This is a genomic window from Enorma phocaeensis, assembly GCF_016901575.1.
Classification (GTDB): Bacteria; Actinomycetota; Coriobacteriia; order Coriobacteriales; family Coriobacteriaceae; genus Limicola; species Limicola phocaeensis_A.
The window spans coordinates 192725-217032 of the sequence record NZ_JACJKQ010000002.1; the positions used below are offsets into that span (position 1 = coordinate 192725).

At 66.8% G+C, this 24308-nt stretch carries 29 protein-coding genes; 14 read left to right on the plus strand and 15 right to left on the minus strand.

The window, feature by feature from the left end; translation table 11 throughout:
• The first annotated feature begins 62 nt into the window (after window positions 1–62).
• Both H6A15_RS02525 and H6A15_RS02530 read left to right on the plus strand, forming a co-directional pair.
• On the plus strand, window positions 63–824 hold the full coding sequence (locus tag H6A15_RS02525; protein WP_204672121.1) for an ABC transporter permease: 762 nt from the start codon (window positions 63–65) through the stop codon (window positions 822–824).
• Between the two features lie 101 nt (window positions 825–925).
• On the plus strand, window positions 926–2299 hold the full coding sequence (locus tag H6A15_RS02530; protein WP_239462291.1) for a M18 family aminopeptidase: 1374 nt from the start codon (window positions 926–928) through the stop codon (window positions 2297–2299).
• Between the two features lie 12 nt (window positions 2300–2311).
• On the opposite strand, the gene H6A15_RS02535 is transcribed toward H6A15_RS02530, so the two are convergent.
• Genes H6A15_RS02535 through H6A15_RS02545 form a run of 3 tightly spaced genes read right to left on the minus strand, consistent with a single transcriptional unit; the run spans window position 2312 to window position 6011 of the window.
• On the minus strand, window positions 2312–3562 hold the full coding sequence (locus H6A15_RS02535; RefSeq protein WP_204672122.1) for an ABC transporter ATP-binding protein: 1251 nt from the start codon (window positions 3560–3562) through the stop codon (window positions 2312–2314).
• Window positions 3559–4695: a FecCD family ABC transporter permease gene (locus tag H6A15_RS02540; protein ID WP_239462292.1), complete on the minus strand. Its 1137-nt coding sequence runs from the start codon at window positions 4693–4695 to the stop codon at window positions 3559–3561. Before H6A15_RS02540 ends, H6A15_RS02535 begins: the two co-directional genes overlap by 4 nt.
• A complete protein-coding gene (locus tag H6A15_RS02545) occupies window positions 4692–6011 on the minus strand; it encodes an ABC transporter substrate-binding protein (RefSeq protein ID WP_204672123.1) in 1320 nt (439 codons plus the stop codon). The genes H6A15_RS02540 and H6A15_RS02545 overlap by 4 nt, the downstream gene beginning before the upstream one ends.
• 194 nt (window positions 6012–6205) lie before the next feature.
• On the opposite strand from H6A15_RS02545, the gene H6A15_RS02550 reads away from it, so the two are divergent.
• From H6A15_RS02550 to H6A15_RS02565, 4 genes are all read left to right on the plus strand, one after another.
• Window positions 6206–6964 (plus strand): DUF3793 family protein, encoded by a 759-nt coding sequence (locus H6A15_RS02550; RefSeq protein ID WP_204672124.1) that lies wholly within the window; start codon window positions 6206–6208, stop codon window positions 6962–6964.
• Between the two features lie 62 nt (window positions 6965–7026).
• Window positions 7027–7446: a flavodoxin gene (locus H6A15_RS02555; protein ID WP_204672125.1), complete on the plus strand. Its 420-nt coding sequence runs from the start codon at window positions 7027–7029 to the stop codon at window positions 7444–7446.
• Window positions 7447–7525: 79 nt separating this feature from the next.
• Window positions 7526–8098 (plus strand): GNAT family N-acetyltransferase, encoded by a 573-nt coding sequence (locus H6A15_RS02560; RefSeq protein ID WP_204672126.1) that lies wholly within the window; start codon window positions 7526–7528, stop codon window positions 8096–8098.
• A 155-nt stretch (window positions 8099–8253) separates the two neighbouring features.
• The gene (locus tag H6A15_RS02565; RefSeq protein ID WP_204672127.1) at window positions 8254–8415 is read left to right on the plus strand and encodes a hypothetical protein; all 162 of its coding nucleotides are present in this window, start codon (window positions 8254–8256) and stop codon (window positions 8413–8415) included.
• Here the strand turns inward: H6A15_RS02565 and H6A15_RS02570 are convergent.
• Complete coding sequence (locus H6A15_RS02570) at window positions 8400–8921, minus strand: nitroreductase (RefSeq protein ID WP_204672128.1); 522 nt, start codon at window positions 8919–8921, stop codon at window positions 8400–8402. The two genes, H6A15_RS02565 and H6A15_RS02570, sit on opposite strands and share 16 nt — an antisense overlap.
• A 172-nt stretch (window positions 8922–9093) precedes the next feature.
• Between H6A15_RS02570 and H6A15_RS02575 the strand changes: the two genes are divergently transcribed.
• Together H6A15_RS02575 and H6A15_RS02580 are read left to right on the plus strand one after the other, a co-directional pair.
• Complete coding sequence (locus H6A15_RS02575) at window positions 9094–9738, plus strand: hypothetical protein (protein WP_204672129.1); 645 nt, start codon at window positions 9094–9096, stop codon at window positions 9736–9738.
• A gap of 194 nt (window positions 9739–9932) precedes the next feature.
• Window positions 9933–10367 (plus strand): Rrf2 family transcriptional regulator, encoded by a 435-nt coding sequence (locus H6A15_RS02580; RefSeq protein WP_204672130.1) that lies wholly within the window; start codon window positions 9933–9935, stop codon window positions 10365–10367.
• 57 nt (window positions 10368–10424) lie between these two features.
• Here the strand turns inward: H6A15_RS02580 and H6A15_RS10640 are convergent, their stop codons facing one another.
• The 8 genes from H6A15_RS10640 to H6A15_RS02620 form a co-directional block, all read right to left on the minus strand.
• Window positions 10425–11909, minus strand: coding sequence for an ATP-binding protein (locus H6A15_RS10640; RefSeq protein WP_204672131.1), 1485 nt, complete (start codon window positions 11907–11909; stop codon window positions 10425–10427).
• The gene (locus tag H6A15_RS02590; RefSeq protein WP_204672132.1) at window positions 11897–12559 is read right to left on the minus strand and encodes a response regulator transcription factor; all 663 of its coding nucleotides are present in this window, start codon (window positions 12557–12559) and stop codon (window positions 11897–11899) included. The genes H6A15_RS10640 and H6A15_RS02590 overlap by 13 nt, the downstream gene beginning before the upstream one ends.
• Before the next feature lie 173 nt (window positions 12560–12732).
• Window positions 12733–13254: a hypothetical protein gene (locus H6A15_RS02595; protein WP_204672133.1), complete on the minus strand. Its 522-nt coding sequence runs from the start codon at window positions 13252–13254 to the stop codon at window positions 12733–12735.
• Window positions 13247–14053: an ABC transporter permease gene (locus H6A15_RS02600; protein WP_239462293.1), complete on the minus strand. Its 807-nt coding sequence runs from the start codon at window positions 14051–14053 to the stop codon at window positions 13247–13249. Before H6A15_RS02600 ends, H6A15_RS02595 begins: the two co-directional genes overlap by 8 nt.
• 26 nt (window positions 14054–14079) lie before the next feature.
• Complete coding sequence (locus H6A15_RS02605) at window positions 14080–14838, minus strand: hypothetical protein (protein ID WP_204672135.1); 759 nt, start codon at window positions 14836–14838, stop codon at window positions 14080–14082.
• Complete coding sequence (locus tag H6A15_RS02610) at window positions 14835–15563, minus strand: lantibiotic protection ABC transporter ATP-binding protein (RefSeq protein ID WP_204672136.1); 729 nt, start codon at window positions 15561–15563, stop codon at window positions 14835–14837. The genes H6A15_RS02605 and H6A15_RS02610 overlap by 4 nt, the downstream gene beginning before the upstream one ends.
• A gap of 213 nt (window positions 15564–15776) precedes the next feature.
• Window positions 15777–16274 (minus strand): type II toxin-antitoxin system RelB/DinJ family antitoxin, encoded by a 498-nt coding sequence (locus tag H6A15_RS02615; protein WP_204672137.1) that lies wholly within the window; start codon window positions 16272–16274, stop codon window positions 15777–15779.
• 140 nt (window positions 16275–16414) lie between these two features.
• Window positions 16415–16927, minus strand: a complete 513-nt coding sequence (locus H6A15_RS02620) for a prolyl-tRNA synthetase associated domain-containing protein (protein WP_204672138.1) — start codon at window positions 16925–16927, stop codon at window positions 16415–16417.
• A gap of 208 nt (window positions 16928–17135) precedes the next feature.
• On the opposite strand from H6A15_RS02620, the gene H6A15_RS02625 reads away from it, so the two are divergent.
• Window positions 17136–18116, plus strand: a complete 981-nt coding sequence (locus tag H6A15_RS02625) for a CorA family divalent cation transporter (protein ID WP_204672139.1) — start codon at window positions 17136–17138, stop codon at window positions 18114–18116.
• Window positions 18117–18297: 181 nt separating this feature from the next.
• Here the strand turns inward: H6A15_RS02625 and H6A15_RS02630 are convergent, their stop codons facing one another.
• The gene (locus tag H6A15_RS02630; protein ID WP_204672140.1) at window positions 18298–19119 is read right to left on the minus strand and encodes a hypothetical protein; all 822 of its coding nucleotides are present in this window, start codon (window positions 19117–19119) and stop codon (window positions 18298–18300) included.
• Window positions 19120–19493: 374 nt separating this feature from the next.
• On the opposite strand from H6A15_RS02630, the gene H6A15_RS02635 reads away from it, so the two are divergent.
• The 4 genes from H6A15_RS02635 (at window position 19494) to H6A15_RS02650 (ending at window position 21883) form a co-directional block, all read left to right on the plus strand.
• Window positions 19494–19949, plus strand: coding sequence for a helix-turn-helix transcriptional regulator (locus H6A15_RS02635; RefSeq protein WP_204672141.1), 456 nt, complete (start codon window positions 19494–19496; stop codon window positions 19947–19949).
• Between the two features lie 3 nt (window positions 19950–19952).
• The gene (locus H6A15_RS02640) at window positions 19953–20270 is read left to right on the plus strand and encodes a hypothetical protein (protein WP_204672142.1); all 318 of its coding nucleotides are present in this window, start codon (window positions 19953–19955) and stop codon (window positions 20268–20270) included.
• Window positions 20271–20808: 538 nt separating this feature from the next.
• Window positions 20809–21366, plus strand: coding sequence for a TetR/AcrR family transcriptional regulator (locus tag H6A15_RS02645; RefSeq protein ID WP_204672143.1), 558 nt, complete (start codon window positions 20809–20811; stop codon window positions 21364–21366).
• An 82-nt stretch (window positions 21367–21448) separates the two neighbouring features.
• The gene (locus H6A15_RS02650) at window positions 21449–21883 is read left to right on the plus strand and encodes a hypothetical protein (protein WP_204672144.1); all 435 of its coding nucleotides are present in this window, start codon (window positions 21449–21451) and stop codon (window positions 21881–21883) included.
• 221 nt (window positions 21884–22104) lie between these two features.
• On the opposite strand, the gene H6A15_RS02655 is transcribed toward H6A15_RS02650, so the two are convergent.
• Together H6A15_RS02655 and H6A15_RS02660 are read right to left on the minus strand one after the other, a co-directional pair.
• Window positions 22105–22596 carry a DUF3021 family protein gene (locus H6A15_RS02655; protein WP_204672145.1) on the minus strand — a complete coding sequence of 164 codons (492 nt, stop codon included), beginning with the start codon at window positions 22594–22596 and terminating at the stop codon, window positions 22105–22107.
• A gap of 3 nt (window positions 22597–22599) precedes the next feature.
• Window positions 22600–23058, minus strand: a complete 459-nt coding sequence (locus H6A15_RS02660) for a LytTR family DNA-binding domain-containing protein (RefSeq protein WP_204672146.1) — start codon at window positions 23056–23058, stop codon at window positions 22600–22602.
• 569 nt (window positions 23059–23627) lie between these two features.
• Here H6A15_RS02660 and H6A15_RS02665 point away from each other — a divergent pair.
• Window positions 23628–24257: a TetR/AcrR family transcriptional regulator gene (locus tag H6A15_RS02665; RefSeq protein WP_204672147.1), complete on the plus strand. Its 630-nt coding sequence runs from the start codon at window positions 23628–23630 to the stop codon at window positions 24255–24257.
• The last annotated feature ends 51 nt before the right edge of the window (window positions 24258–24308 follow it).

The window sequence follows — 24308 nt, forward strand, 5'->3', positions numbered from 1 at the left end:
TCCTCTTGCTTGCGTCTGGGTCTTGCCCTGGGTCCACAGTATATCGGGTATCATGAGAAGCCATGAGTAGAAGCAACCCCTCACATACCGCCGCCCTCGTGCGGCGCGACCTCCTCGATGCGCTGCGCAATCCCACCGCGGTCGCGATGCTTCTCGCGTGCGCGGCAATCGCGGCGATCTTTGCCCTGACCGCACGCGGCGGGACCCGTTTTGCGCCCGGCGAGGCACCGGCGTTTCTGATGGCGGCGATGCTCGCGTGCGCGCCGTCGTTTGTCGGCTGCGCGATGTCGCTGTACATAATGTCTGAGGAGCGAGAGCGGGGCATGCACATCACCTTGGCCGAGGCGGGCGTGTCGATGGGCAGGGTCGCCGTGGCGAAGCTCATCGCGTCGACGATCTCGATGGCGGTCACCGAGGCGGTGATGTACCTGGCGATCGGCCCGGGCATCATCGCGCCTGGCGCCATGGCGGCGTTTGCCGCATGGAGCGTGGTGGCGTCGATGCCGGTACTTATAGGCGGGATCACCTGCGGCTTGCTGTCGCGCGACCAAACATCTACCAGCTGGATGTCGGTGATCATCATGGTGGTCGCCGTGTCTCCCGTGCTGTCGTTCACCTCAGACAACATCCACGCCGTGACCTGGCTGCTCCCGATGGGGTCCGCGGTCGAGCTGATCCGTCTAGCCAACGGCATGGAGCCCATGGCGCCCGCCGGGGTGCTCGTCGCGCTCATGGTCCTGTGGACGGCCGCCTCCGTCATGCTTGCCCGATATGCTTGCCGGCGGGCGTCCGACGAGCTTGAAAAGAGCGTCATGCGTCGCTAGGGACGTCTTGATGAGATGTCCATGTCCACGGCGTCGGGCCGGGCGAGTGCGGGCATGCCGTGTATCATGGGTCTGGCAAACGGCAACGGAAGGGTGGGCCCATGACAGCGGATGGCACGCAGGCACAGCGCGACGATATGGTGACGGACGAGGACGTGGCGGCGGCAGGGCGGATGCTCGAGTTCATCTCCAGCTGCCCGAGCATGTTCCATACTGCCCACGAGGTCGCTCGACGCCTCGATGATGCGGGCTTCACAAGGCTGTATGAAGGCGACGCATGGGATGTTCGGCCGGGCTCGTGCTGCTATGTGGCGCGCAACGGGTCGAGCGTCGTGGCGTTCAAGGTGGGGGAGCGCGCCGCCAGCCCGGAGGGGCTCCATTTTCAGCTGACCGCCGCGCACGGGGATTCGCCGACCTTCAAGGTGAAGAGCGTTCCGGTTGTCGACGGACCGGAGGGCGCGTTGTGCCTGGACACAGAGCCCTACGGCGGCATGATCGACTATTCATGGTTCGATCGCCCGCTTTCGCTGGCGGGCCGCGTGCTCGTGCAGCGCGGCGACAAGGTGGAGAGCCGCCTGGTGTCGCTCGAGCAGCCGATAGCGATGATTCCCAGCCTCGCGATCCACCTCGACCGAGGTGTGAACGACGGCTTTGCCCCCAACCGCGCAACCGACCTCTGCCCCATGGTCTCTGCCGGGCGCATGGATGCAGCGGGCTTTGAGGCCCTTGTGGCGGACGCCGCCGGCACGCGCCCCGAAGAGGTGCTGGCGCGCGACCTGTTCTTGGTGAATCTGCAGAAGGGGTGCGTGTGGGGCGCCGCGCAGGAGTTCGTCTCCGCCCCGCGCCTTGACGACCTCATGTGCGTCTTCGCCTCGCTGGAGGCGTTCCTTGCGGCGCGAAACCCGGGCTCGGTCAACGTGTTCTGCTGCTTCGATAACGAGGAAGTGGGGTCGAACACCAAGCAGGGGGCGATGTCCACGCTGCTTCGCGACGTGCTCGTCCGCACGGTCGAGGCGCTGGGCATGGGTGCGGAGGAGTACCGGCGCGCCCTTGCAAAGTCGATGTTGGTGAGCTGCGACAATGCCCACGCGGTGCATCCCAACCGCCCCGAGAAGCACGATCAGAAGAACCGCTGCCGCCTGAACGGCGGGCTCGCCGTCAAAGAGGCGGCAAACCAGCACTACTGCACCGACGCCTTCAGCCGCGCCGCCTTTGTGGCCGTGTGCCGCCGGGCGGGCGTGCCGTTGCAGACGTTTGCCAACCGCAGCGACATGGCGGGAGGCTCGACCTTGGGCAACCTCTCAAACATTCAGGCAAGCATGCATGCCGTAGACGTGGGCTGCCCGCAGCTCGCCATGCACTCCGCCTTCGAGACGGCCGGCACGCGCGACGTGGGCCTGGCTACCCGTGCGCTCCAGGCGTTCTTCGAGGCCGACCTGCATATTCACGAGGCCGATTCCGTAAGCTTCGCGTAGGGTCGCCAGGCGCTACGCGAGGCCATCGAGCTGCCCGATGTCGCCGCAGACGGGGATGCCCGCGGCGCGCGCCGCCTCGAGGAGCTCGGCGTTGCGGGCGTCCATGGCGCCGAAGGACGACCTCAGGCACACGACGGCGCGGCAGGCGAGCAGCGCCTCTTTTGCCCGGTCGACGGCTTCCGGGCCGACGGGCTCGAAATCTGCGGCAAAGATCGCCGTGGCGGCAAGGCGGGCGGCGAGCTGGCCGTCGATGTCGCCCGGATAGAGGACGCCCGCCGCGAAGGGGATGCCGCGTCGCTGCAGGGCCCGAAACGTCGACGTTCCCGTGCCGCCGCCCGCTATCACGAAGACCTGCGGCTCGCCGGCGGGGCGGGCAAGCTCGACGGAGCCTGAGACCGGGTCGTAGCTTGCGGGCTCGACGCCGTAGAGGCGCGAGACCATCTCGGTCGACAGGGCGGCGTCGGGCGCGCCCTGGAATATCACGCGCCCTCCATGTATGCAGGCGATGCGGTCTGCCGCGCGCAGGGCCATCCCGATGTCGTGCAGGGACGCCACGACGGCCATGCGCCGTTCTCGCGCCCGGTTCCTCAGCAGCTGGAGCATGCCGATCTGCGAATGGATGTCCAGATAGGAGGTTGGCTCGTCGAGCACGAGCAGCTTGGGCTCTTGGCAGAGGGCGCGCGCGATGAGGACGCGCTGGCGTTGGCCGTCGCTCACGTGGGCGGCGTCTCGGTCGCGCAGCCCCCAGGTGCCGGTCGCCTCCATGGCCTCGCGCACGCAGCGACGGTCCTCAGGCGAGAGCACTCCCAGGCTGCCGGTATAGGGATGGCGCCCCGCCTCGACGATGTCCTGGCAGGTTATGAGGTCGGTTTTGTGGCGGTCGGTGAACAGCGCCGCCATGGTGCGGGCGCGCTCGGTGCCGGGGATCGTGTCGAGCGCCCGCCCAAAGAGCATGATGGAGCCCCCGAGCGCCTTGAGTTGCCCGGCGATGGTTCGCAGCATGGTCGTTTTGCCGGACCCGTTGGGCCCCACGAGCACGAGCAGCTCGCCCGGACGTACCGCAAGATCGACGTCGCTCACCAGGGCGCGAGAGGCGTGGCCGACGGCAAGCCCGCGCGTCTCGAGGGCGAGGGGCGTGTCGCCTGGGGCGCCGCTCGGGGCGCCGTCCCCCGTTGAGGCGTCGGCCGGATGGGGGCGCATGCCGTGCGCATGGGGCGCGGCGGGGCGCCTGCACCGGTCTTGTCGTGCGCGGAGGTCCATCATCGGTATCCTTTCCGGCGCAGCATGAGCGCGATCACCACCGGCGCGCCAAACACGGCGGTGACGGCGCTCACCGAAAGCTCTACGGGCGAGAAGAGGGTTCGGGCGAGCAGGTCGCAGCCGCAGCAGAAAACCGAGCCTGCCAAAAAGCATGCGGGCATGACCAGGAGCGGCCGCGAGGAGCCGACGGCGAGGCGCGCCAGATGCGGCGCCGCGATGCCTACGAACGATATGGGGCCGGCGAAGGCCGTGACGGTCGCCGAGAGCAGGCTTGAGACGAGCACGATGAGCACGCGAAGGCGGCGCACGTCCACCCCGACGCTATGGGCGAACGCCTCGCCCAGCTGATAGGCGCCCAGGGGTTTCGACAGCGCGAAGACCACGATGGAGACCGCGACGATCGCCGCCGTGGCCACGCCGAGGTCGGACCACGAGGAGCCCGAGAAGCTTCCCTGCGACCAGCTCTGCAGGTTTACGATGTCCTGGTCGTCGGCGAACGCGATGAGGAAGTTGGTGGCCGCCGAGCACACATAGCCCACCATGATGCCGGCGATGATGAGCATGCTTTGCGTGCGCACGCGACGTGCCAGCACGAGGGCCGCCCCCATGGTCGCAAGCGAGCCCGCAAGCGCGGCGGCAACCGACCCCCACGGGGTCAGGACCTGGCGGGCGCCTAGCAGCACGATCATGGCGAGCGCCACCGCCAGGCGCGCGCCCGACGAGATGCCGAGCACAAAGGGGTCGGCGATGGGATTGTTGAAAAAGGTCTGAAGCAGGAAGCCGGAAAGCGACAGGGCCCCGCCAAGAATCGCCGAGGCCAGCACGCGGGGCAGGCGGATCTGCCACACGATTTGCGAGAGGGTCGTTCCGTCCGGCCCCGACAAGATGCTGTCGAGCACCTCCGCCGGCGTCGCGCCGACGCTTCCGATGCAGATGCCGGCGACCAGAAGGATGGCAAGCGCGCATCCCAGCGCGGCCCAGACGGCGAGCGCCCGAAGACGCCGCGCGGGCATGCGGCCGGAGCGGGCGCTCCGAGAGGAGGCGGGGAAGTCGTCAAGGGGCCTTGGGCGTTCGCGCTGCCCCTCGGGCGCGGGGTCCGCCGCGCTGTGATCGAGGCAGGGACGGTGCGCCGTCATCGGTCGAGCTTCCAAATGAAGCCGGAACTTTCGCCCGTGCCCTCGAGCGCCGCGCGAATGTCGGAGATGATCTGGTCCATTTCGGTCATGCGCTGATACATGTGCTCGTCGCATGCGTATACGTTGCCGTCTTGCACTGCCTTGAAATCCGAGAGGAGCGGGTTTTTCGCGACGAGGCCGTCGATGGTTGCGACCCCGGCGTCGACGGTGGTGTTGTAGATGATCACGTCGGCGTCTTTGGCGCGGGCGTAGAAGGTCTCCATATCGACGACCGATTGGACCGATGACGACGCGGCGTCCTCATCGACGGGGTCGAAGCTCATAAAGGTCCCGCCCGCAAGCTCGATCATCTGTGAGAAATAGTCCGACGAACGCCGCGTGACGGCGGCGCCGTCGTCGTTGATATAGAAGAAGGCGACGGTTGCATCCAGCGCTTCCTGCGAGGAGACGTCCTCGACGCGCTCGGCGATCGCCTCGAAACGCCGCTGCGCCTCTGCCTCGCGGCCGAAGAGCGCCCCCATGAGCTTGATCCACTCAAGGCGGCCGAGCACCTCTGGCTCGCTGCTGGACTGCTCGGTGAGCACCACCACGCCCAGGTCCTCGAGCTTTTGCTTTGCTTCCGGCGCATGGTTGATCTTGGTGTTTTCGATTGCAAGCGTGCAGTGGCGGTCGGCTACGAGCTCGAAGTCGGGGCTGCTGTATGTTCCGCCGAAGGCGGCCGTGCCGGCGCTGAGGGCTTCAGCCAGCGCCGCGACGGGGCTTTCGTCGGCCGTGACCGACGATACCGTGACCGCATCGATGGCCCCGATGCTGTCGAGCAGGCAGGCCATGCCTGTCGAGACGAGGTAGACGCTGTCGAGCGGCAGCTGGATGACGGCGATGTCTTCGGCGAGGCCTGCAGGAGCGTCCGCGCCCTCGGGCACCACGAGGAACCGGTCCCCGTTTGAGACGCAGATGAGCTGGTAGCCGCCGGCGTATCGGTCGATGGTGAAGTTGCGGGCGTAGGAGAGCGCGACCGTCTCCTCGGGGGTCCACCCGCAGCCGAGGTCGGTGTCGCGATAGTCCGCCTGGACGCGTGAGCCGCTCCCGGATGGCACGGCATGGGAGCCGGCATCTGTCGCCGCCTGCGAGCACGCCGCGAGCGGCAGCGCGAGCAGCGCCGCGGCGAGGGCGACGGCAAGGCGCACGCAGCGCCGGCGCCTTATCGACGTCGCCCGCACCGCATCGCGGGCGGCACGGGCTTCTTCGCACGTGGGACGGGACGAGTTGGCACGCTGGGCGATATGGTCGGAGAGCACGGGCTTCCTTTCTGGCATAAGGGCTCGGAAGATTCCGAGCGTCTTTACATGATACGTGTTTGCGTTCCGCCCTGTCCGCGACGACCTGTCGGGGATGTATGCCAGAAAGTTATCTATATGAAACTTTAAATGAGCCTTGTCAAGGAGTAAAAGTTCTACTAGGTTAACTTATGGTGATGGATCGGAGTGCCATTCGGAAGGACGAGAAGCCCATGGACGAGCCCCTCACACGACGCCGCTTCACCGAGGCCGTGGTGCGCAACTGCGCCCCGACGCTTCTGGGCGCCAAGCCTGCGAGCCTGTTCACCCTTCCAGGTTGTTTCAGGGCCGAGGACGAGGCATGCAGGCCCTGTCGCATGGCCCGAGAGCGCCGCAACACGCTTCGACGCTTCGTCGACGAGGCATGCGACGAGCTCGCGTCTGCAGGCGTGGTGGTCAAGGTGCTCTCATGCAGGACCTACGGCGCGCTCGTCTACGTCTATCGTCCCCTCGAGCTCGCGCGCCATCTCAGCGACGCGCGCATCGTGCGCGCCCTCGCCGACAACGGGTATCCGCTGGGGGCCCGGCGCCAAGAAGCTGGTTTTCCGGCGCCTGCGTGCCGCCTCGGAACGGCTGACCGCATGCCGGAGGGGCAGGCGGGCGCGTGCCGGCAGGTGTGGGAGCCGGACCTCGTGGCGTTGATCGGGGCGCTCGAAGAGCGGCTCGCTCTGGGCGGCATCCCCCATGAGATCGGGTTCTTCTTGGGATATCCCTACGAGGACGTCAGCGGATTCATCAAGTATCGGGGACAAGCGTGCATCTGCCTGGGCGCGTGGAAGGTCTATGCAAACGCGCGCCAGGCCCAGCGTCGATTCTCGCGCTTCAAGCGCTGCACGCGCCGGTGCTGCGCGCTCTATCAAAGAGGCGCCAGCCTCTCCGACCTGGCCGGTCCCCAGCAGCTGGTTTCTCTGTCCCGCGCGAGCGGGGCGTGAACACAGGTCCCCGGCGCCCCGGGTGCCACCGGGCGCCACGTACCCTACAGAAAGGATGAGAGATGAGCAAGGTCGCGATCGTGTATTGGAGCGGAACGGGCAACACCGAGGCGATGGCGGAGCTCGTCGCCGAGGGCGTGAACGGTGCGAACGGAGAGGCCGATCTGATCCAGGTTTCTGATTTCTCGGTATCCGACCTGGCCGCCTACGATGCCTTCGCGTTCGGCTGCCCCGCCATGGGGTCGGAGGAGCTCGAGAGCGACGAGTTCGAACCGGTGTGGGACGAACTCGAGCCTGAGCTCCCCGGTCGAAAGGTGGCTCTTTTCGGCAGCTACGACTGGGCGGACGGCGAGTGGATGGACCTGTGGCGCGAGCGCGCCGAGGCCGCCGGCATCACGGTCGCCGACACGGTCATCGCCAAGGACTACCCCGATGGCCCAGCGGCAGAAGCGTGCCGGGCGCTTGGCGCCATGCTCGCATAGGGCAGGTCGCCCGGCCGCCTCGCGAAGGCGCGAATGCCCTATACTGGCGGGACGATGGACTCGACGACGGAGGCGGCACATGGCGATGGACGACTGGCCACAGGTGGTGCGTACAACCGAGCGGCTTGTGCTGCGGCCATGGAGCGATGATGACGCCGAGGAGCTCTACGGGCTCGCCCGCGACCCCAGGGTCGGCGAGCCCGCCGGATGGCCTGCGCACGGCAGCGTCGCCGAAAGCCGGCAGATTATCCGCGACGTTTTGTCCGACGCCTATATATTTGCGATCTTCGAGAAGGCGGGCGCATCTGCTACGGCGGGCCCGTGCGACGCCTCCAGGCTCGTGGGATGCGCCGGGTTGACGCCCTCGCAGCATGTGGACGCCGCCGGCCAGACGGAGATGGAGCTGGGGTATTGGCTGGGCGTGCCGTTCTGGGGCAGAGGGTACATGACCGAGGCCGCGCGGGAGCTCGTACGCTTCGGATTCGGCGAGGCGGGGCTCACGGCCATTTGGGCCTGCCATTTTGACGGCAACGACCGCTCGAGGCGCGTGATGGAGCGCCTGGGCATGGAATACCACCACAGCCTGACGCGCTCCGACGGCGGGCAGGATGACGGGCGTCTCGAGCACGTATATGTGCTTCGCCGACCGTAGCCTCGGAAAAATGCGGAGGCTCTTGCGCGCTCATGTGTTGTAACTATACTAGTTACAAGTAACGAAGCCCAGGGACCCGAGGAGCGCGCCGCGCGGGCTGATTGCCGGCGGCGCGGCCCTTTGCGGGCGAGGGGCATGAGGTAAAAGGGACTGTTATGGAGGCGGCGCGCATCGCCGTCGGGACCGTTCGAGATTGGCTCGACGTGCACCCCGAGGCGGGCGTGCGCGTCATCTTCAACGTGTTTCTCGGGGAGGACGAGCGCATCTATCGACGCCTGCTGGGCCAGCCTGGGCGGCGGGGCTACGCGATGCGGTAGACGTAGCCCTCTTTGCGCGGCTTCGCAGCGGGCTCGGGGCCGTCCGCATAGCCCAGTATGCAGTGGCCGATGCCCTCATATGCGTCGGGATCGATCCCCAACCCCTCGAGGATGGCGCGGCCCTCCGGCCGCTCGAACTCCTCTTTGGCGCGGTGGATCCAGCAGCTTGCAATGCCGAGCCCGTGCGCCGCGTTCATGAGGTTCCCCATGACAAGGCTGCCGTCGTATACGTGCGTCGGCCGGTCCTTGCGCGCGAGCACGACGAGCACCGCGGGAGCCCCGTAGAAGGGGTCAGAGTCCGCGCCCATGATCTCCGCGTTCAGGCGGGAGAGCGCGTCGCGCGTCGCGCGGTCGGTGATGGCGACGATGATGGGCGACTGCTCGCCCATGCCGGTCGGCGCATACGTCCCCGCTTCGAGGATCTTGTCGAGCACCTCGTCGGGAACCGGGTCGTCCCGATAGGCGCGGACGCTGCGGCGGGTCAGAAGTGTTTCCATGACGTCCATATGCTGCTCCCCTTCAGTGGTGCCGCGAACGACGTATCCGGTTGATGCCCGCGGCTGCTTAGCTTGTACCCATATGTGTTCGAATGGTGCTTGCCGTGTGCGGTTGTGCAAGCCACGGGAATAATGTGGCGAAAGGGTGGTGGTACCCGGTGAACAAGCGAGCGGAGGATTCGTGAATAAGCGACGCGCGCGTACAGATTTCAAATCCGATCCGGTGGAGACACATGTCGAACTCGGGAACGAGAGACCATCGACGGAGCGCGTCGAGGTGCCCGGCTCGACGGGAGAGGGCGAGAACGCGGGTCCCGAGATTCCCGCAGGTGACAAGGTGAAGGGCGCAGTACAGATGGTTGCGGGCGCGGCGATCGCTGCCACCGGCGTGCCTATGTGCGTGCTCCCTGGCCCCGGGGCGGCTGCCATTGTGGGCGGGGTCGCGCTGGCCAGCAAGGGGCAGCGCACCTTCTCGGGACGCAAGCCCGTGCGCATCGAGGAGAAGCTTGACCATGCCGCGGCCAAGATGGGCGAGGTGGCTAAAGAGCAGGCCGCGCGCGCTGCGAAGACGGCGGCGCATGAGGCCCCGATCGTTGCGGACAGGGTCGCCCATGCCGCCGCCAAGCATGGTTCGGCGCTGGCAAGCTCGGCGGCTCATGCCGTGGCGAAGCATGGCCCCTCTGTCGCGAACAAGGTGGCGCGCGGTGCGGCGAAGGGCGTGGTCGTGGCAGCCAAGGCGGCTGCCGTCGTAGCGAAGACCGGCGGCAAGGTGGCCGCGGCGGGTGGAAAGGCGGTTGCCAAGAAGGCTCGGGAGCGCCATACCTGAGGGTCGCTCTGGGACTCGGCCCATCGAGACTGGAAGCCCGAGGGCGCGCAGAACGTGTCGCCGGCGTGTCGAGGACGCTGAGTTGAGGAGAGTCCGCGGCGCCGGCCGCAAGATGTAACTCTCGTATGTACATGTATGGCACCGGGCGGTATCGTAGCGGGCAATGAGTGGGAACGAGGGAGTCGGGAGACCTCATGCAGATATCGTCTCGTTTTTCCATCGCGGTGCACACGTTGCTGTGCATCGCCTATTTCTCGCCGACCAGAAAGGTCACGTCCGCCTTTATCGCGGGAAGCGTGAGCGTGAATCCCGTGGTGATTCGTCGCACGCTGGGCCAGCTGAAAGAGGCCGGGATGATCTCGGTCGAGGCGGGCGTGGGGGGAGCGACGCTTGCGCGCCCGGCATCTCAGATCACGCTGCTCGACATCTACCATGCGGTCGATTGCGTCTCGGGCGACCTGTTCCATTTTCATGAGCATCCCAACCCCGCGTGTCCGGTAGGGGGCAACGTCCACGCCCTCCTCGACGGCGAGGTGGCCGCGGCGCAGGCGGCGCTGGAGGACCGCCTGGCGCAGACTTCCCTGGCAGATCTCATCTCAGAGCTCAAAGGGCTTGCTCCGGCGCAATGATCTTCCGGGGCGGCGGCACGCGCCGCCCGTCCCTGCCGCCGAGACTCCGCCCGGCGCCTAGCGGCATAGGGGGACGCGCATCTCGACGCGGGCACCCGCCACAGCGCCTCCGCTTGAGGTGCGGTTTGACAGCTCGAGGTCGCCGCCGAGGGCGCGCAGGGCCTCGGAGGCGGTGAAGAGCCCGATGCCGTAGTGCTCGCCCGAGGCAGCCCCGGTACGTGAGGCGTCGTCGCGGAAGAAGCGCTCGCATCCGTGCTCGAGGGCGGCGGGCGTGAACCCCGGCCCATCGTCCGAAACGGCGATCGTGAGGATGCCCGGGCAGGAGCCCGTCGCGGCATCCTCGAGCCTCAGCGTCAGCCACACCTGCGTCCGCGCGTGGTCGACGGCGTTGGACGCCACGTTTGCCACGGCGCGCTCAAGCGTCTCGGCATGTGCGTATAGGTGCTGGCCTGCCAGGGCGTCGTCTTGCTCGACGGCGCACGAGACCCCGGCGGCGCGTGCGAGCGACGCCGTCGCCCGCGAAATCCGCTGGGCGAACTCCGACGCGTCGATTCGCCGCCCGGTCTTTTCGCCTGCCTCGCCGCGGGAGGCCTCGATGAGCAGCTGCACATATCGGTCGACCTGCCTGCAGCCGTCGGCTGCGTCCCGTGCCGCCGCGGCGACGTCGGAGAGGTCGTCCGCATCGCCTTTTGCCAGCGCCAGGGCTTCTTCTGCCACGTATTCCGTGTTGGCGCGGACGACGGTGAGCGGCGTCTTGAGGTCGTGCGCAAGCGCCGCCATCTGGTCGCGCTGCGCCATCTCGGCGCGCCAGCGCGCATCGAGCGATTCGGCGAGCGAGCCGCGCATGCGATCCATGGCCGCCAGCACGTCGTCGATCTGGCGGACGTTGCTCTCGCCCACCGCGAAGTCGAGCTCCTCCCGCCCGATGCGCTCGGCGGCGACGGTGAGCGGGACCATCTTGCGCACCAGGACCGACGACGCGCGCCGGGCGACGAGCGCGATGGCGAGGACGCTGAGCGCGCATCCTGCCGCGATCATGAGGTTTTGGGGGTTGGGGAGCGAGTCGCGCAGCTCGCGAGAGGTGTATTCGGGCAGGTAGGTGCTTGTGAGCACGCAGGAGGTGCCGTCGCCGAGCTCGGCCACGGTATAGGTCGTGCCGTCGAGGCCGAACGTCTCGGGCCCGCGCACGCCTTCGGAGCGCAGCTCGTCGGTCGCGTCGAGCGCCTGCTCGAGCGCGCTGTCGGAAAGGTCGGTGCAAAGCACGTCTCCCTCGTCGTCGACGAGCAGATACCGGTAGGCGCTGGGAATGGCGTCGACGCTGAATCCGTCTGCCTGCAGCGCCGACGCCGTCTCGTTGGTATGGGCGGCGCCATAGTTGGCCGTATAGGCGATGCCCGCGTTGAGCGCGATGCTCAGCGCGGTGAAGGCGGCGGTCCATACGCCGGCGAGCGCGACGAGCACGTAGAAGAAATAGCGCACGATGACGAAGGAGAGCGGCATGCGCCACGTCTGACGTTCGCGCCCGCCGGTTACAGCTGCCACTTGTACCCCATTCCCCAGACCGTCGCGATAGGGTCGACGCCCGCTGCGGCGAGCTTCTTGCGCGCCCTGCTCACATGCATGGAGACGGCGGCCTCGTCCGCCTCTCGCTCCCAGCCAAACACCGCCTCCAGGATCTGCCGGCGCGAGAGCACCTGCCCGCGTCGCCGTGCCAGCAGCTCGCAGATCTCGTATTCGGTGGGGGTGAGGGCGACGGGCGTTCCCGCCACCGCGACCTCGCGGGCGCCGAGGTCGATGCGCACCTCGCCGAAGGAGAGCGCATGCGTGTGGGTCCGGCCCTCGCGACGCAGGTGGGCGGCGATCTTGGCGCGCAGCTCGGCGGCGCCAAAGGGCTTGCGGATATAGTCGTCGGCGCCCATGCCGTAGCCCGTCACGGCGTCCTCTTCGGTGACCTTAGCGGTCAGAAACAGGATGGGCCCGTCAAAGCGGGGGCGCACCCGGCGCACGAGCTCGAAGCCGTCGATCCCAGGCATCATGACGTCGCAGAGCATGAGGTCGAACCTGCCGAGGTCGAGCCCCAGGACCTCGGCAGGGTCCGTGACGCCCCGCACCTCGTGGCCGTCACGTTTGAGGATGCGTCGCAGGGCGTCGAGGATCGACCGCTCGTCATCGATCGCTACGATGTTGGCCATCTCAACTCCTCGGGTCATGTGTCGCGCAGGCGTTCCGCCTGCGTCTGGCGGTCTCGCCGCGACGGTGTCGGCGGCTCGCCATCATGGTGCGCCACCATTCTAACGAAGCTATAACGATGCGCGGCACAAAGGGTGCGCGGGGCGGGCCGGCCGGCGCTCGCCCGGCCGGCGCCTCAGGCGTCGACCTCGGCCAGCGCACTCACCGCGGCCTCGGGCACCTTCTCTTCGTCTATCGAGCGATAGTGCACGCCCGAAGATCCCTGGGCGTCGATCTCGAGCCACCCGACATCGTCTGCCTTTCGGCCGAAATAGATGAGGGTGAGCGTGCGCGTGCCCCCGTCTTCGGTGGCGGCGGGCACCTGGTAGACGTAGTTCGACCCGGCGCCGGTGGCGTCTCCGTAGGAATCTACAAACGACTCCGCGTCGGGCGCCGGCGCATACATGGTGACCTCGGGGCTGATGAGGCGGTCGAGCGCCGACTGCGCGACGTGGCCCCACGAGCCGCATCCCGAGAGCGTCCCGGCGACGACGATGGCCCCGACGAGTGCCGCGGCGGCGGCTCCCCGGCGGAGCCTTCCGGCGCCCCGGCGCGCGGGAGGATGGACGGCGCCTCTTCCCTCGATGGGCGACGGGCATGGGGAGGAGGGGCCGTGCGCGTCGGCGAGATGGCGGCGGTGCACGAAACGGCTAGACATCGGTGCTCCTATCTTCAAAACGGTTGAACCACAGGGCGAGCGCGGCCGTCCCGGCGCCGCTCACGGCGAGGGAGGCGCATCCAAGGGCCGATGCCGCGCCGCATATCTGCGCGCCCAGGGCGGCATCGCGTGCCGCGGCCGCGATGCCCGCCTCGACGCCGAGCGATCCCAGCCGCGCTGGCCAGGCGAAGGGGACGGTCCCGAGCACCCCGGTGCCCGCGATGCCGGTGAGCTCGCCGGTCATGAGGCCATGGGCGAGACCGCCGACGGAGAAGAAGGCGAGGACCAGCCCTGCGGACCCGACGGCGATGGCGGCGTTTCGGCTCAGGCGGATGGCGAGCGCGAGCTCCAGCAGGTACAGAGGGGCGCTTCCCAGGCAAAGCCCGCCCCAGGCGAGGACGATGTGCGTCGGCCCGAGCGCGAGCCTTCCCGCCAGCGCAAGCGCGGCGCAAAAGATCGCCGTGGCGAGCGCGAGCGTCGCCGCTCCGGCAAGCCAGAGCATCGCCGCCTTTGCCAGGATCGCGATGTGCCGAGAGGGAGCCCCCGTCAGGTTTGCAAGGCGTCCGGCGCGGCGCTCCTCATCGACGGCAAGTCCGCAGACGATGCCCACCATGAGCGGCATCATCGCGCCGAGCATCTGCATGTAGGCATCTGCTCCCAGGGCGGCGTCCCAGGGGGCGAAGGCAAAGTAGGCGCCGATCGCGGCGCCCGCGGTGCAGGCGCAGACGAGGTGGACCGCCGCCAGGGGAGAGCGCCGCAGGCGAAGCGCCTCGGATGCGAGCGCGCGGGGGACGCTCATGCGGGCCCGTGTCGCAAACCTGTCCATCAGCGTCCCTCCGACTTCGAGAACCACAGGGCGCCCGCCGCAGTCAGGATGACGAACGCGGCGGCGGCGAGGGCAAGGCCTGCCAGCGTGAGCGTCCCGTCGCCGACGAGCGCGCCTCCGAGCACCATGTCTGCCCCGAGCGGCTCGCCGCTGGGCAGCACGGGAATGAAGGACGTGGGGATCACCACGGTCGCCGACGGCGGGAAGAGCTGCGGCACGGGGATGAGCGACCAGGCGAAGCTGCCGGCAATCTGCACCGCAAGCGGGCAGAAGATGCCGGCGAGCATGCCGGCGCGCGCGGTCAGGAATAGGCCTGCAGGAATCATCCACGAGCTCGTGATGACGTTTGCCGCCGCGCAGGCAAGCATGGTGAGCGTCCCGGCAACGGTCGGCCCCTGCGCGCTCATGACGGACCCGACGAGGTAGATGGCGCACACGATGAGATTGGAAAGCGCGGAGAGGCCCAGGCACACGAGCGCCTTCGCCCACCACGCGCGCCCGAGCGGCACGCCTTGGCCAAGAATCGCGCGCATGCCCAGGCGGGCGTCTGCCTGGGCGACACATCCAACGATGAGGGATATCGCCACAGGCATGAACAGGGCATACCAATAGTTCCACGCCGAGAAGGACTGGACGCCGTTCAGGGGCATGGCTCCGAGGACCGGCATCGGCAGCGCCATGGCGACCGCGATCCTCAGCGGCGCGGCGTGGCGAAACTTGAGCGCCTCGGCGCGAAGGGCTGCGGCACCGCCTGTCATGCCGCCCACCTCCGACGCTGCGTGCGGCTCTCTCGGCAGACGCTCATGAAGAGCCGCTCGAGGTCCTCGTCCCGGCGCAGCTCGTCCTCATAGGCGAGCCGTCCGCCGCAGATGATGCCGACGCGGTCCGCCATCTGCTGCACCTCGGGCAGAATGTGGCTGGAAACAAGCACGGTGATGCCCTGCTCGGGGAAGCTGCGCACGAGGTCGCGCAGCTCTTCGATGCCAATGGGGTCGAGGCCGTTGGTGGGCTCGTCGAGAATGAGCAGGTGCGGGCGGGCAAGCAGCGCCAGCGCGATGCCGAGTCGCTGGCGCATGCCCATGGAAAAGCGGCCGGCGCGCTTCTTGCCGGCGTTCTCGAGGTCGGCTATGTGCAGAACCTCGTCGATGCGGGACTCGGGGAGCCCCAGCAGCGTGGTGCGGACCCGCAGGTTCTCGCGCGCCGAGAGGTTGGGATAGATCGGCGCCTCTTCGATGAGCGAGCCGATCTCGTACAGGTCGCGCCGCTCCCATGGGTGTCCGTCGACAAGGATCTGCCCGGCGCTGGGCCGAAGCATCCCGCAGATCATCTTCAACGTGGTGGACTTGCCGGCACCGTTGGGGCCGAGAAGCCCGTACACCCGGTTTCGCTCCACATGGAGGCAGACGTCCTCCACCGCCGTCTGCGCGTCCGCACCGCGGCCAAACCGCTTGGTGAGCCCGCGCGTCTCCAGCATGCAATCCATGCGCCCATCCTTTCTCTGTGGCGTCTTCTGGTACGCCTCTAAGGATGGAGGGCACAACTAACAAAGCTCTAACGACGTTCCGATTGTTTTGTAGCTGCGCTCGGAGATGAGCTCGCGGTCGATGCGCATGAGCGGCTGGCCTCGGCGCACGGCGTCCGGCCACATTCGGTGAGGAGGGACTTCCAGGCGGGGACCGCTTCAATCAAAGAGCTTTTAGCGCTCATACACGGTCACCCCCTCGCGTGCTATTGCTTGGGCGAATGCATCGTTGCCCAAGTCGCGCCTCGAGACGACATCAACTTGTTTCTCGGTTGCGTCTTGGACATCCTGGACGAAATCGGTGAGCTCGAGAAGGGACAGCTTTCCTTCGTCGTATTCAACGCGCAGGTCGATATCACTATCTGGGCGAGCTTCTGTCCGTGCATAAGATCCAAAGAGAATCACCTTGGAGATGCCGGGTTTCTTTGCGGCCGCCTCGCTTACCGCTTGTGTGATGTGCTCGCGCGTGAGAACGAGGTTTCGTTGGTCGGCGTTTGCGCGCCCCTTATCCTGGCGCAAAGAGATGACGAACGGCATGCGCCCGTCGCGCACGGTCTGGCGTGCGAACAAATTGATGGCGGTTGAAACGCTCATGCCCGCTTCTTCGCAGAATGCCGCAAATGCCGCCTTCGTTTCGCTATCCATGCGTACGCTCAAAACCGACTGTGCCATACGATCACCTCTGTATGACATTGTATAGCATGATGCATTACTTTGAGCGAGCGATCGGATGGTGGAACTAAAAACTAAACGTGTCTCAGGGAGTGTCGTTGGCGCCGTTGGTGACAAGGTCGAATTCGCCGGCAGCGCGGCTATGCGACGGGGGCCGGCGGGCCTTGCAGGGCGACGACGCGCACCTGCCGCCCGTGGCGGCGCAGCAGCCCGATGAGGTCTGCCGTCTGAAGCAGGACGGTCGCGGTGTTGTCGCAGGGGTGCACGGCGACCGAGCCGCGGTCGACGAGCGCCTGGTCGATGACGACCTCGACGTGCCGCGCGCCGTCGTCGAGCGCCCCGAGCGGGGTGACCGCGCCCGGCACGAGGCGGAGCATCTGCTCAAGGTCGGCGGCGGATGCAAACGAGAGCCGCCGCGACCCGATGCGGCCCTGTATGGATTTGAGCGACACGTCGGCATCGTCGGGCATGCAGACGAGGTAATACGCGCGCTTCTTGTCGTCGCGCAGAAAGAGGTTCTTGGCGCCAAACGCGGCAAACGGGATCTGCGCCCGGCGCGCCTCGTCGACGGTGAACACCGCTACATGTTCGGCGAGCTGATAGGCGATGCCCTCGCGGTCGAGCAGCTCAAGCATCGCGCGTTTGTCATACATCGGCCGCCTCCGTTTCCGTTTGGCCTGGCCGGCGCCTTTGCCTGTATGCGCCATTGTGTCACACGGCGAGAGGGGCGCCCCGTGTGGCGGCGATTGTTTCGTGCGGATGAAGCGGCGTTCCCTGGACGGCGCCGCCCCGCGCCTTTGCCGCGCCCGGCCGCTGCGGCTACCATGGGAACATAGGGACACTTCAGGTGGAGGTGCGGCTATGGGAAGGGCTTGGACGATCTTGGACGGCTGCCTGGCATCGAGCGGCGAGCTCGCGCCGGACATGCCTGCGGGCGGCGCCGACGCTTCACGGCGCGCCGGCGGGCAAACCGTTTGTCTTATCGGGGTCGAGCGCGCCTCGGAGGCGCTGGGCGACAGGCTCGCCGCGGAGGTGGTCGAGCAGCTGCCTCATGCCGCCATGCCGTTTGCCGAGCTGTCCGAAGAGGGGGCCGTGGGCATCGTGGTGCTGCCGGCGGCCGGCCGCCGCGCCGCGGATGCCCCTCGCTTCGCCTTCGAGCTGGGCCCGACGAGGCTGCTCATCGTTGACGATACGGGCACCTGCGCCCCATTGCTCGACGCCTTGGTGCTCGAGGCGGCGCCCGTCGGCTCTCCGGCGGGCGTGCTGCGCTCCCTGTTCCACGTTCTGCTGCGCGAGCATCCCGAGACGCTGTCCCGCGTCCGGGGCGATTTCGAAGCGTTCGAACAGCTCATACTGGAGGGTCGCGAGCGCATCGATCGCGCCAAGATGATGGCGGACTCGCGCCGCATGCTCGGCCTGAACAGCTTCTACCAGGGGCTTTCGGACATCGTCGACCTTCTTGCAGAGTCCGATGCCTCTTGGGTGCCCCCGGCGGACCGCGCCCGCTTCTCGGTGCTCTCGCGCCAGCTCGACCGCCTCTCTGCCCGGCTCGAATCGCTGCAGAACTATGCGCTCCAGGTGAGCGGCCTGTATCAGGAGGGCATCGACGTGCGGCAGAACAACGTCATGCAGTGGCTCACCGTGGTCACCACCATCGCGATGCCGCTCACCGTCATCACAGGCTGGTATGGCATGAACTTCTCGCGCATGGGGCTGACGGACACGACGTGGGGCTATCCGCTGGTGACCTGCATATGCATCGCCATCGTCTTGGTGGAGGTGGCGGTGTTCCATCGTCGCGGCTGGCTGAGCTTCGGCGGCCGGCGACGCAGGAGGAAGTAGGCCGAGGCGCCCGTTTCGATCCCGCCGCCCGCTTCCGGTGTCCACATGCGCCCGTCCGCATCTTTCTGGAGTCTGCCGCGACGGCTGGCTCCTCCTGCTGGCTGCCCGGACGCGCGATGCCTCACGAGGCGTGGCGCCGCGCGTCCGGTCGCCGCCCATGCGCGGAGGCATCGCCTCGGCGCTACGACGACATGCTGGAGCAGTGCCGTTCCAGGTCATCGAAGATGAGGCAGGCAGGCGAGGTCCTCATCTTGACGTCCCCGTGAACGCTTCGCGTGCGTCGCGCGCAAAAGAGCACCGCCGCCTTGGCGCGCGACGTGTCTCTGGGGCTGCCCGGAGGCGTCTCCTTCTGGGAGAAGGACAGCTCGACGCGCCCGGCAAGGTCGGCTGCGAGGCCGGGATGGCCCATGGCGACGAGCTCGTCCTCGAACGGATCGAGAAACGTCCTGATGCGCCGATAGAGGTCGTCGCGCGTTCGGGGAAGCTGGCAGATGCCCTCGACGCTTATCGTTCGCGCGTCGTCGGGCATGAAGAGCTCGAGCGTGCGTGCGTCGCATCGGTCCCGGTCGTCGGTGTCGCGCCTCGCAAGCAGCACGTCCGCTCCGAAGGCGCGTGCCACCTCGTCGCGCGCGGTCATGCCGGCTCGCCTGCGCCTGCGCTCGACGAAGGGACTCGGCGCCTCGTCCTCCGGTGGCGGCACCGTTTCCGTGCAGGCCACCTTTCCGCGTCCGATGAGATGCACGATGCCGGCGAGCGCGGCGCACAGCGTGTTGCTGTAGTCCTGCGACGCCGTCTCGCCGTGGAATTGAAGCGCGCTCAGCATCACGGGATGCAGCGAGGGCACGCAGGGCCGGGGCTCGATGCGGTCGGGTATCTTCGCCTCGCGCCTCCGCCGCGCAAATCCGGAGATGAGGCAGAGGCAAATGTAGACAATCGGGATGCTCCAACCTACAAAGATCGTTGGAATGGTCGTGGTGAGAAAGCCAATGAGTGATTCGAGCATGGCGCTTTCCGTGTCGCGCGGAGTCGTGTCGTCTCCAGTGTAGGCGCAGCCCGCCGCGGAGCCTCGCGCCGACAGGAAGCCTTGCCCGCTCCTGACGTCTGCATGACGGGCGCTTGATGTGTGCAGCATTGCCGTGCGTCGCGCTGATGTGTGCCGCGCCCTGACCCTCGGCGCGCCTCGATCGCTGTGCCTCCGGCGCTACCGGGTGCGGCTCGGCGTGCGGGGCGGCATGTTTGCTGCTGCGAGGACAGCGGGCCGGGCAAGGGGCGCGTGCCAAGCGGATTTGCCTCATTGCCAAGATGATTTGCTGGCGGCCGGCGCCGTCGCAGGAGACAATGGAGACGAAAGCGTTTTGAGTCCGATGGAGGTCGTGCATGATTCACGAGAAGATCGCGGCGCTGCGGCGCGGCGCCGGCATGAGCCAGCAGGAGGTGGCCGATGCCGTCGGGGTGAGCCGGCAGACGGTGAGCAACTGGGAGCTTGGCCAAGGTTCCCCCTCGCTCGACAAGGCGGCAGAGCTCGCCCGCATCTTCGGCGTCTCGCTCGATGACCTGGCAAACGACGGGGTCAGCATAGTGAGCTCGGGCCGCCGCGGCCATGTGCGCGACCTGCATGTCCTGGAGGGCTTGGTGGGCATGGTCGGCGTGGTCGAATGCGGGGACGTGGTCATGCAGGACGCCGAGATTCTCGGCGTGAGCAACGGATGGCTGCGCGTGTCGCATGTCGTGAAGACCGCTACGTTCGGCAAGCCCCGCGTCGGCGAGGAACACGTTGTGCAGCTGATTGACCTGGCGGACGTCCAGGCGATCTCCGTCGACGTGAGGGAGTAGGCCATGTTTGAGATTCTGACGTTTGCGCTCGTCATCTATATCGTCTGCGCGATGCCAACAAAAAAGCAGATCCGTCGTCTCGCAGACCCCGAGGCAGGGGAGCGTCGCCGTGCCGACCTGCGCAAGCTTCTGCAGGACTATCGAGGCCGGTCGTGCTCGCTTTCGCTCAACGATTCCCACTACGTAAGTCCCGCGGCGACGCTCGAGGGCACGCTGGTGGACGTGGACGACGAATGGATGCTCATGGAGACCACCGACGACAAGGGGCGCCGCAAGCGCATCGTCATACGGTTCGACGAGGTCTCGTGCATCAAGGAGTAGGAGGGAGCGGGAGGACGACGTGCGCGGGTTTTCTTGTGCAGAATGGACGCACTAAACAAGCTTGTGGTGCAAAATGGCCGTTATCGGCCCCCTAAGGGGGTCTTATCGTCCATTCTGCATAAGAAGTTTCTTCGGAGCGTCCATTCTGCAACACAGATGCCCGGTGCCGGATCATCGGCCCTGATTGACGCCCGCGCATCGATGCCCTGGACGTCGAAAACGCTGGCACCCCTTCCTTCTCGGTGCCTGCGCGCCGCTCCTGCTCGACGTCGACGCACCGCTCCCGCTCGACGTCGAGGCATCGATTCCGCTCGACGCCACCGCACCGTTCCCGCCCGACGTCGACGCGTTGGCCTCACTCGACGTCGACGCGTCGGTCTTCCTCGACGCCACCGCTCCGCTCCCTGCTCCGATACATTCCTCTCCTCGGCCATAATCCGCCAGAGGTTTTCTGTGATGCCCCTTGCCAAACGAGGCGTTGGCTCTAATATGAACAACGTTCATTTTGAAGGCGAGGCGTCCGGACGGAGGCAGGTGCATGAATACCGTCGTCACATCGCGGGAGGAGATCCTCGCGGCGAGTCGTGAGCTGATCCGGCAGAAGGGCTTGCCGGCTCTCAGCGTTCGCTCCGTTGCCTCCGCATGCGGCGTATCCGTTGGATCCATCTACAACTACTTTGACTCCAAGGCAGACCTTTTCTCTGCCGCGGTGGAGAGCGTCTGGCACGAGATCTTCCATCAAGGCGACGACGCGGCAGCTTTTCAGGACACGCTGGCATGCATCGCGTGGATGTATAGCCGCATGGAGGACGGCTCCAGGCGCTATCCGGGCTTCTTTACCTTGCATGCCCTCAGCTCTATGCAGGGGGACAAGGTGGACGGGAGGCAGCGGATGGCGAAGGCGTGGCGGCATATCGTGGACGAGCTGTGCGGCGTGCTCAGGCGTGACGCCGGTATTCGCCCCGACGCGTTTGACGGCCAGATCACGGTCGAGCGCCTTGCCGACACCATCCTTTCCCTCATGATCTCTGCCTTGTTTCGGGGAGAGTATGACGCCGGCGCCGTCATAGAAATCGTGCGCAGAGTTTTGTATTAGCCGTCTGCCCCGCTTCGCCCAAGCCGGCTCCTCGATGCCGGCGCCTCGCGGTCGGGGCATATCACCGTGGAGGAGGACATCCATGAACGTGCAACGCAACACCTTGCTGCTGATCGCCTGCTTGGTTTGGAGCGCCGCCGGCATCAACATCTTGCGCATCGGCCTTGTGGCGTACCCTGCCTATCTCACGGTGGTGAACGTGCTGCTGTCCCTGGCGGTCTTCGGTGCGTTCCAGGTGTTTGTGTTTGGCAGGTTGGTGCGCAAGCATACCGACCGCATCAGCTCCTATCTTGAGGAGCGGCAGTTCTTCCTCAAGTTCTTTGACGCCAAGGCGTTCGCCATCATGGCGGTGATGATGACTGGCGGAATCGCGCTGCGGGCAAGCGGGGTCGCGCCCGAGCGGTTCATCGCGGTCTTCTATACCGGCCTGGGAGCCGCGCTGCTGCTGGCTGGGCTGCTGTTTGGATGCAACTTTGGGAAGGCGAGGCTGGCCGACGCACGGGGCCGTGCGGCGTGAGCGGGCTCGACGCACGGGGCCGTGCGGCGTGAGCGGGCTCGACGCGCGGGCGAACTCGGCGGGGGCAGGTGGCTGCTAGAGATGGCGGAGCGCTCGCTGCAGATGGCGGGCGAAGGGAGCGCCCCATCGTCGTATTCGGCACACGGGTCGCATGGCGATCGTAACAAGCCGAGCATGGGCTGCTGGAGGGTGCGTCTGCAAGACGGCGCGCCTTGGTGCCCTCACCTTTGGCGCTTGCGGTATTCGGCAAGGCGCTCGGCGTATGCTTTTGCCTGTTTGCGATACCTCAATGAGAACAAGACCGTCAGGATGAAGAACACGGCGAGGTAGCAGGCGACGAAGGTGGCCCAGGCCTCGGTGGTGGGCGGCAGCCAAGAGCCCATCAGCGCACATGCCGCGAGCACCACGAAGTACGTGATGCCGAACAGCGGAATGCGCGAGGCGTACGTGAGGCGTGTCCCGAGAACGTTGGGGTTGAACCAAATTTGCTGCAAGATGCCGCCTGCTATGCCTGCGATGATGGACGAGAGGCTGATGGCGAGGCCCTCTGTCATCCCGATGGCCGCAATTCCCATCAGCGTGGAGAAAAGGAGCATGGCAACCGTAATGGCCGATCCGGTGAGCAGGCCTCGTACGAGGGCATTTTCCGGCGGCGTGTCGCTGGGGGCGAGCAGCCCGCGGCGTTGCGTCCTCTCGTGATTGGTTGCGTTCATGGACTACCTCCCAACCATTCCAAGCTTGCGCTTGATGTTCGATACATAGGTCCGCGTGACAATGACGGTCGCGCCATTATCGAGGTCGAGGGCAAGGCGCCCGTTGAGCTCCGGGCGGATGGCGCGGACCGCGTCGAAGTTCACCAGCGCCTGTCTCGAGATGCGGACGACCTCGGTTCCTTCCAAGGCGGCTTCCAGCTCGTAGAGACGAAGGGGTGTTTCCAGCAGGCTTCCATTGCGCAGGGCGATGCAGGTTGTCGAGCCTGTGCCGACCTCGATGCTCGCGACATGCGAGAGGGGGACGACGCGGCGCTCGACGCGTCCGGGCTCATATCCAACGATGCGTCCGGCGAGCATGCGGATTCGCTCGGCAAGGGCCTCGGCGCGTTCACATGCTGGAGGACAGAGGATCTGCACCTCGATGGAGCCCCTTTCAGCATCTTCGATCAAGCGAACGTCCATGTCGCCCCCTTTCCCTGTAGCGTGCGCGGGCCTTCTGTCGGTGATTATGGTAAAGGATGCCATGCGGCCATCCCGCTCGACGGAGCCGAGTTGTGCAAACGAGGGCCTGAGTTGCGCATCCCCGGCAAAGGTCTCCTCACTCGGCGCAGATGTTCCGTCAACGTCGCCCTGCTCCTACAAAACATGCAACTTTTTACGTTTCTGGGCATAAAACGTAAAAAGTTGCATGTCGGCATGGCCGGCAGCCCGTTTGTGCGACCGCAATGCGTCGCACGCGCCCGGAAGCTTGATACAGCTGCCGCAGGCGGGAACGTCCGCAAGCCTGAAGCGACGGGGCGAGAAGCGCGCGGCTGGACTGCGGCGCGACCGCCCCACCGCCATGTGATTGATGCGTAATTTCACCTCACCTGTAGATTTCTAGGCAAGTGTTGTATAACGAGGGCGGCTCTGCAAACCTCGAAGGAGCTCGCGCACGACGGATGCGCAGGGAGCAGGCGGACGGACGTCGATGAAGCGGCACCCGCGGCGGGAGTTGACCGACGCTGCCGTGCAGAAAGGATGTCGGGATCATGAAGAGGGGAATCGAGGCGCCGACGTGGTGGCACAACCCCAGCATGGACAAGCTTGACCGCCGGACGCGCAGAACGCGCGAGGCGCTCTACGGCGCGCTCATGGCGCTGTTGCACGACCGTCCGCTCAGCAACATCACCGTGACCGAGCTCACGAATCTGGCCGATGTAAACCGCTCGACGTTCTACGCGCACTTTCAGGACATCTACGACATGGTCGACACCATGCGCTCCGATTTCAAGGCGGCGCTCATGCAGGTGGTGCTGGAGCAGGCGGACGGCCTGAGGACGTCGGGGGCGCATGGGTTCATGCGGTCGGTGTACGGATACTTCCGGGACAACCGGGAGATGTTCTCGGTGGTGTTCGGCCAGGGGCCGAACGAGGCGTTTTTCGGCGACGTGGTGACGGTGGTGCGTGCGGGCTGCATGGATGCGTGGGGCGACCTCGCAGACGAGCGGGGCGTCCGCGACGAGGAGCAGCGGCGCGCGTTGGAATACCGTATCGAGTTCGCGGCGCGGGGCGCGGTGGGCATGGCCCGCGCGTGGATCGAGGGCGGCTGCAAAGAGGACGTGGCGTGGATGGTCGACCAGACCGACGCGCTGCTCGCCGCCGTGCGCGATGCCGGCTAGCGGGCGGCGGCAGGCGCTTGTGAGGATGCCGCCCGCGGAGCTTCGCCTCCG

What these genes read in the sequence shown, in the direction of transcription:
- H6A15_RS02555 (WP_204672125.1), top strand. Translation starts at nt 7,027, where the DNA reads ATGAGCAAGGTCGCGATCGTGTATTGGAGCGGAACGGGCAACACCGAG.
- H6A15_RS02560 (WP_204672126.1), top strand. Translation starts at nt 7,526, where the DNA reads ATGGCGATGGACGACTGGCCACAGGTGGTGCGTACAACCGAGCGGCTT.
- H6A15_RS02615 (WP_204672137.1), bottom strand. Translation starts at nt 16,274, where the DNA reads ATGGCACAGTCGGTTTTGAGCGTACGCATGGATAGCGAAACGAAGGCG.
- H6A15_RS02650 (WP_204672144.1), top strand. Translation starts at nt 21,449, where the DNA reads ATGAACGTGCAACGCAACACCTTGCTGCTGATCGCCTGCTTGGTTTGG.
- H6A15_RS02590 (WP_204672132.1), bottom strand. Translation starts at nt 12,559, where the DNA reads ATGGCCAACATCGTAGCGATCGATGACGAGCGGTCGATCCTCGACGCC.
- H6A15_RS02660 (WP_204672146.1), bottom strand. Translation starts at nt 23,058, where the DNA reads ATGGACGTTCGCTTGATCGAAGATGCTGAAAGGGGCTCCATCGAGGTG.
- H6A15_RS02610 (WP_204672136.1), bottom strand. Translation starts at nt 15,563, where the DNA reads ATGGATTGCATGCTGGAGACGCGCGGGCTCACCAAGCGGTTTGGCCGC.
- H6A15_RS02605 (WP_204672135.1), bottom strand. Translation starts at nt 14,838, where the DNA reads ATGACAGGCGGTGCCGCAGCCCTTCGCGCCGAGGCGCTCAAGTTTCGC.
- H6A15_RS02550 (WP_204672124.1), top strand. Translation starts at nt 6,206, where the DNA reads ATGGACGAGCCCCTCACACGACGCCGCTTCACCGAGGCCGTGGTGCGC.
- H6A15_RS02645 (WP_204672143.1), top strand. Translation starts at nt 20,809, where the DNA reads ATGAATACCGTCGTCACATCGCGGGAGGAGATCCTCGCGGCGAGTCGT.
- H6A15_RS02540 (WP_239462292.1), bottom strand. Translation starts at nt 4,695, where the DNA reads ATGACGGCGCACCGTCCCTGCCTCGATCACAGCGCGGCGGACCCCGCG.
- H6A15_RS02525 (WP_204672121.1), top strand. Translation starts at nt 63, where the DNA reads ATGAGTAGAAGCAACCCCTCACATACCGCCGCCCTCGTGCGGCGCGAC.
- H6A15_RS02565 (WP_204672127.1), top strand. Translation starts at nt 8,254, where the DNA reads ATGGAGGCGGCGCGCATCGCCGTCGGGACCGTTCGAGATTGGCTCGAC.
- H6A15_RS02665 (WP_204672147.1), top strand. Translation starts at nt 23,628, where the DNA reads ATGAAGAGGGGAATCGAGGCGCCGACGTGGTGGCACAACCCCAGCATG.
- H6A15_RS02620 (WP_204672138.1), bottom strand. Translation starts at nt 16,927, where the DNA reads ATGTATGACAAACGCGCGATGCTTGAGCTGCTCGACCGCGAGGGCATC.
- H6A15_RS02600 (WP_239462293.1), bottom strand. Translation starts at nt 14,053, where the DNA reads ATGAGCGTCCCCCGCGCGCTCGCATCCGAGGCGCTTCGCCTGCGGCGC.
- H6A15_RS02595 (WP_204672133.1), bottom strand. Translation starts at nt 13,254, where the DNA reads ATGTCTAGCCGTTTCGTGCACCGCCGCCATCTCGCCGACGCGCACGGC.
- H6A15_RS02630 (WP_204672140.1), bottom strand. Translation starts at nt 19,119, where the DNA reads ATGCTCGAATCACTCATTGGCTTTCTCACCACGACCATTCCAACGATC.
- H6A15_RS02530 (WP_239462291.1), top strand. Translation starts at nt 926, where the DNA reads ATGACAGCGGATGGCACGCAGGCACAGCGCGACGATATGGTGACGGAC.
- H6A15_RS02655 (WP_204672145.1), bottom strand. Translation starts at nt 22,596, where the DNA reads ATGAACGCAACCAATCACGAGAGGACGCAACGCCGCGGGCTGCTCGCC.
- H6A15_RS02580 (WP_204672130.1), top strand. Translation starts at nt 9,933, where the DNA reads ATGCAGATATCGTCTCGTTTTTCCATCGCGGTGCACACGTTGCTGTGC.
- H6A15_RS02640 (WP_204672142.1), top strand. Translation starts at nt 19,953, where the DNA reads ATGTTTGAGATTCTGACGTTTGCGCTCGTCATCTATATCGTCTGCGCG.
- H6A15_RS02570 (WP_204672128.1), bottom strand. Translation starts at nt 8,921, where the DNA reads ATGGACGTCATGGAAACACTTCTGACCCGCCGCAGCGTCCGCGCCTAT.
- H6A15_RS02535 (WP_204672122.1), bottom strand. Translation starts at nt 3,562, where the DNA reads ATGATGGACCTCCGCGCACGACAAGACCGGTGCAGGCGCCCCGCCGCG.
- H6A15_RS02635 (WP_204672141.1), top strand. Translation starts at nt 19,494, where the DNA reads ATGATTCACGAGAAGATCGCGGCGCTGCGGCGCGGCGCCGGCATGAGC.
- H6A15_RS02545 (WP_204672123.1), bottom strand. Translation starts at nt 6,011, where the DNA reads ATGCCAGAAAGGAAGCCCGTGCTCTCCGACCATATCGCCCAGCGTGCC.
- H6A15_RS02625 (WP_204672139.1), top strand. Translation starts at nt 17,136, where the DNA reads ATGGGAAGGGCTTGGACGATCTTGGACGGCTGCCTGGCATCGAGCGGC.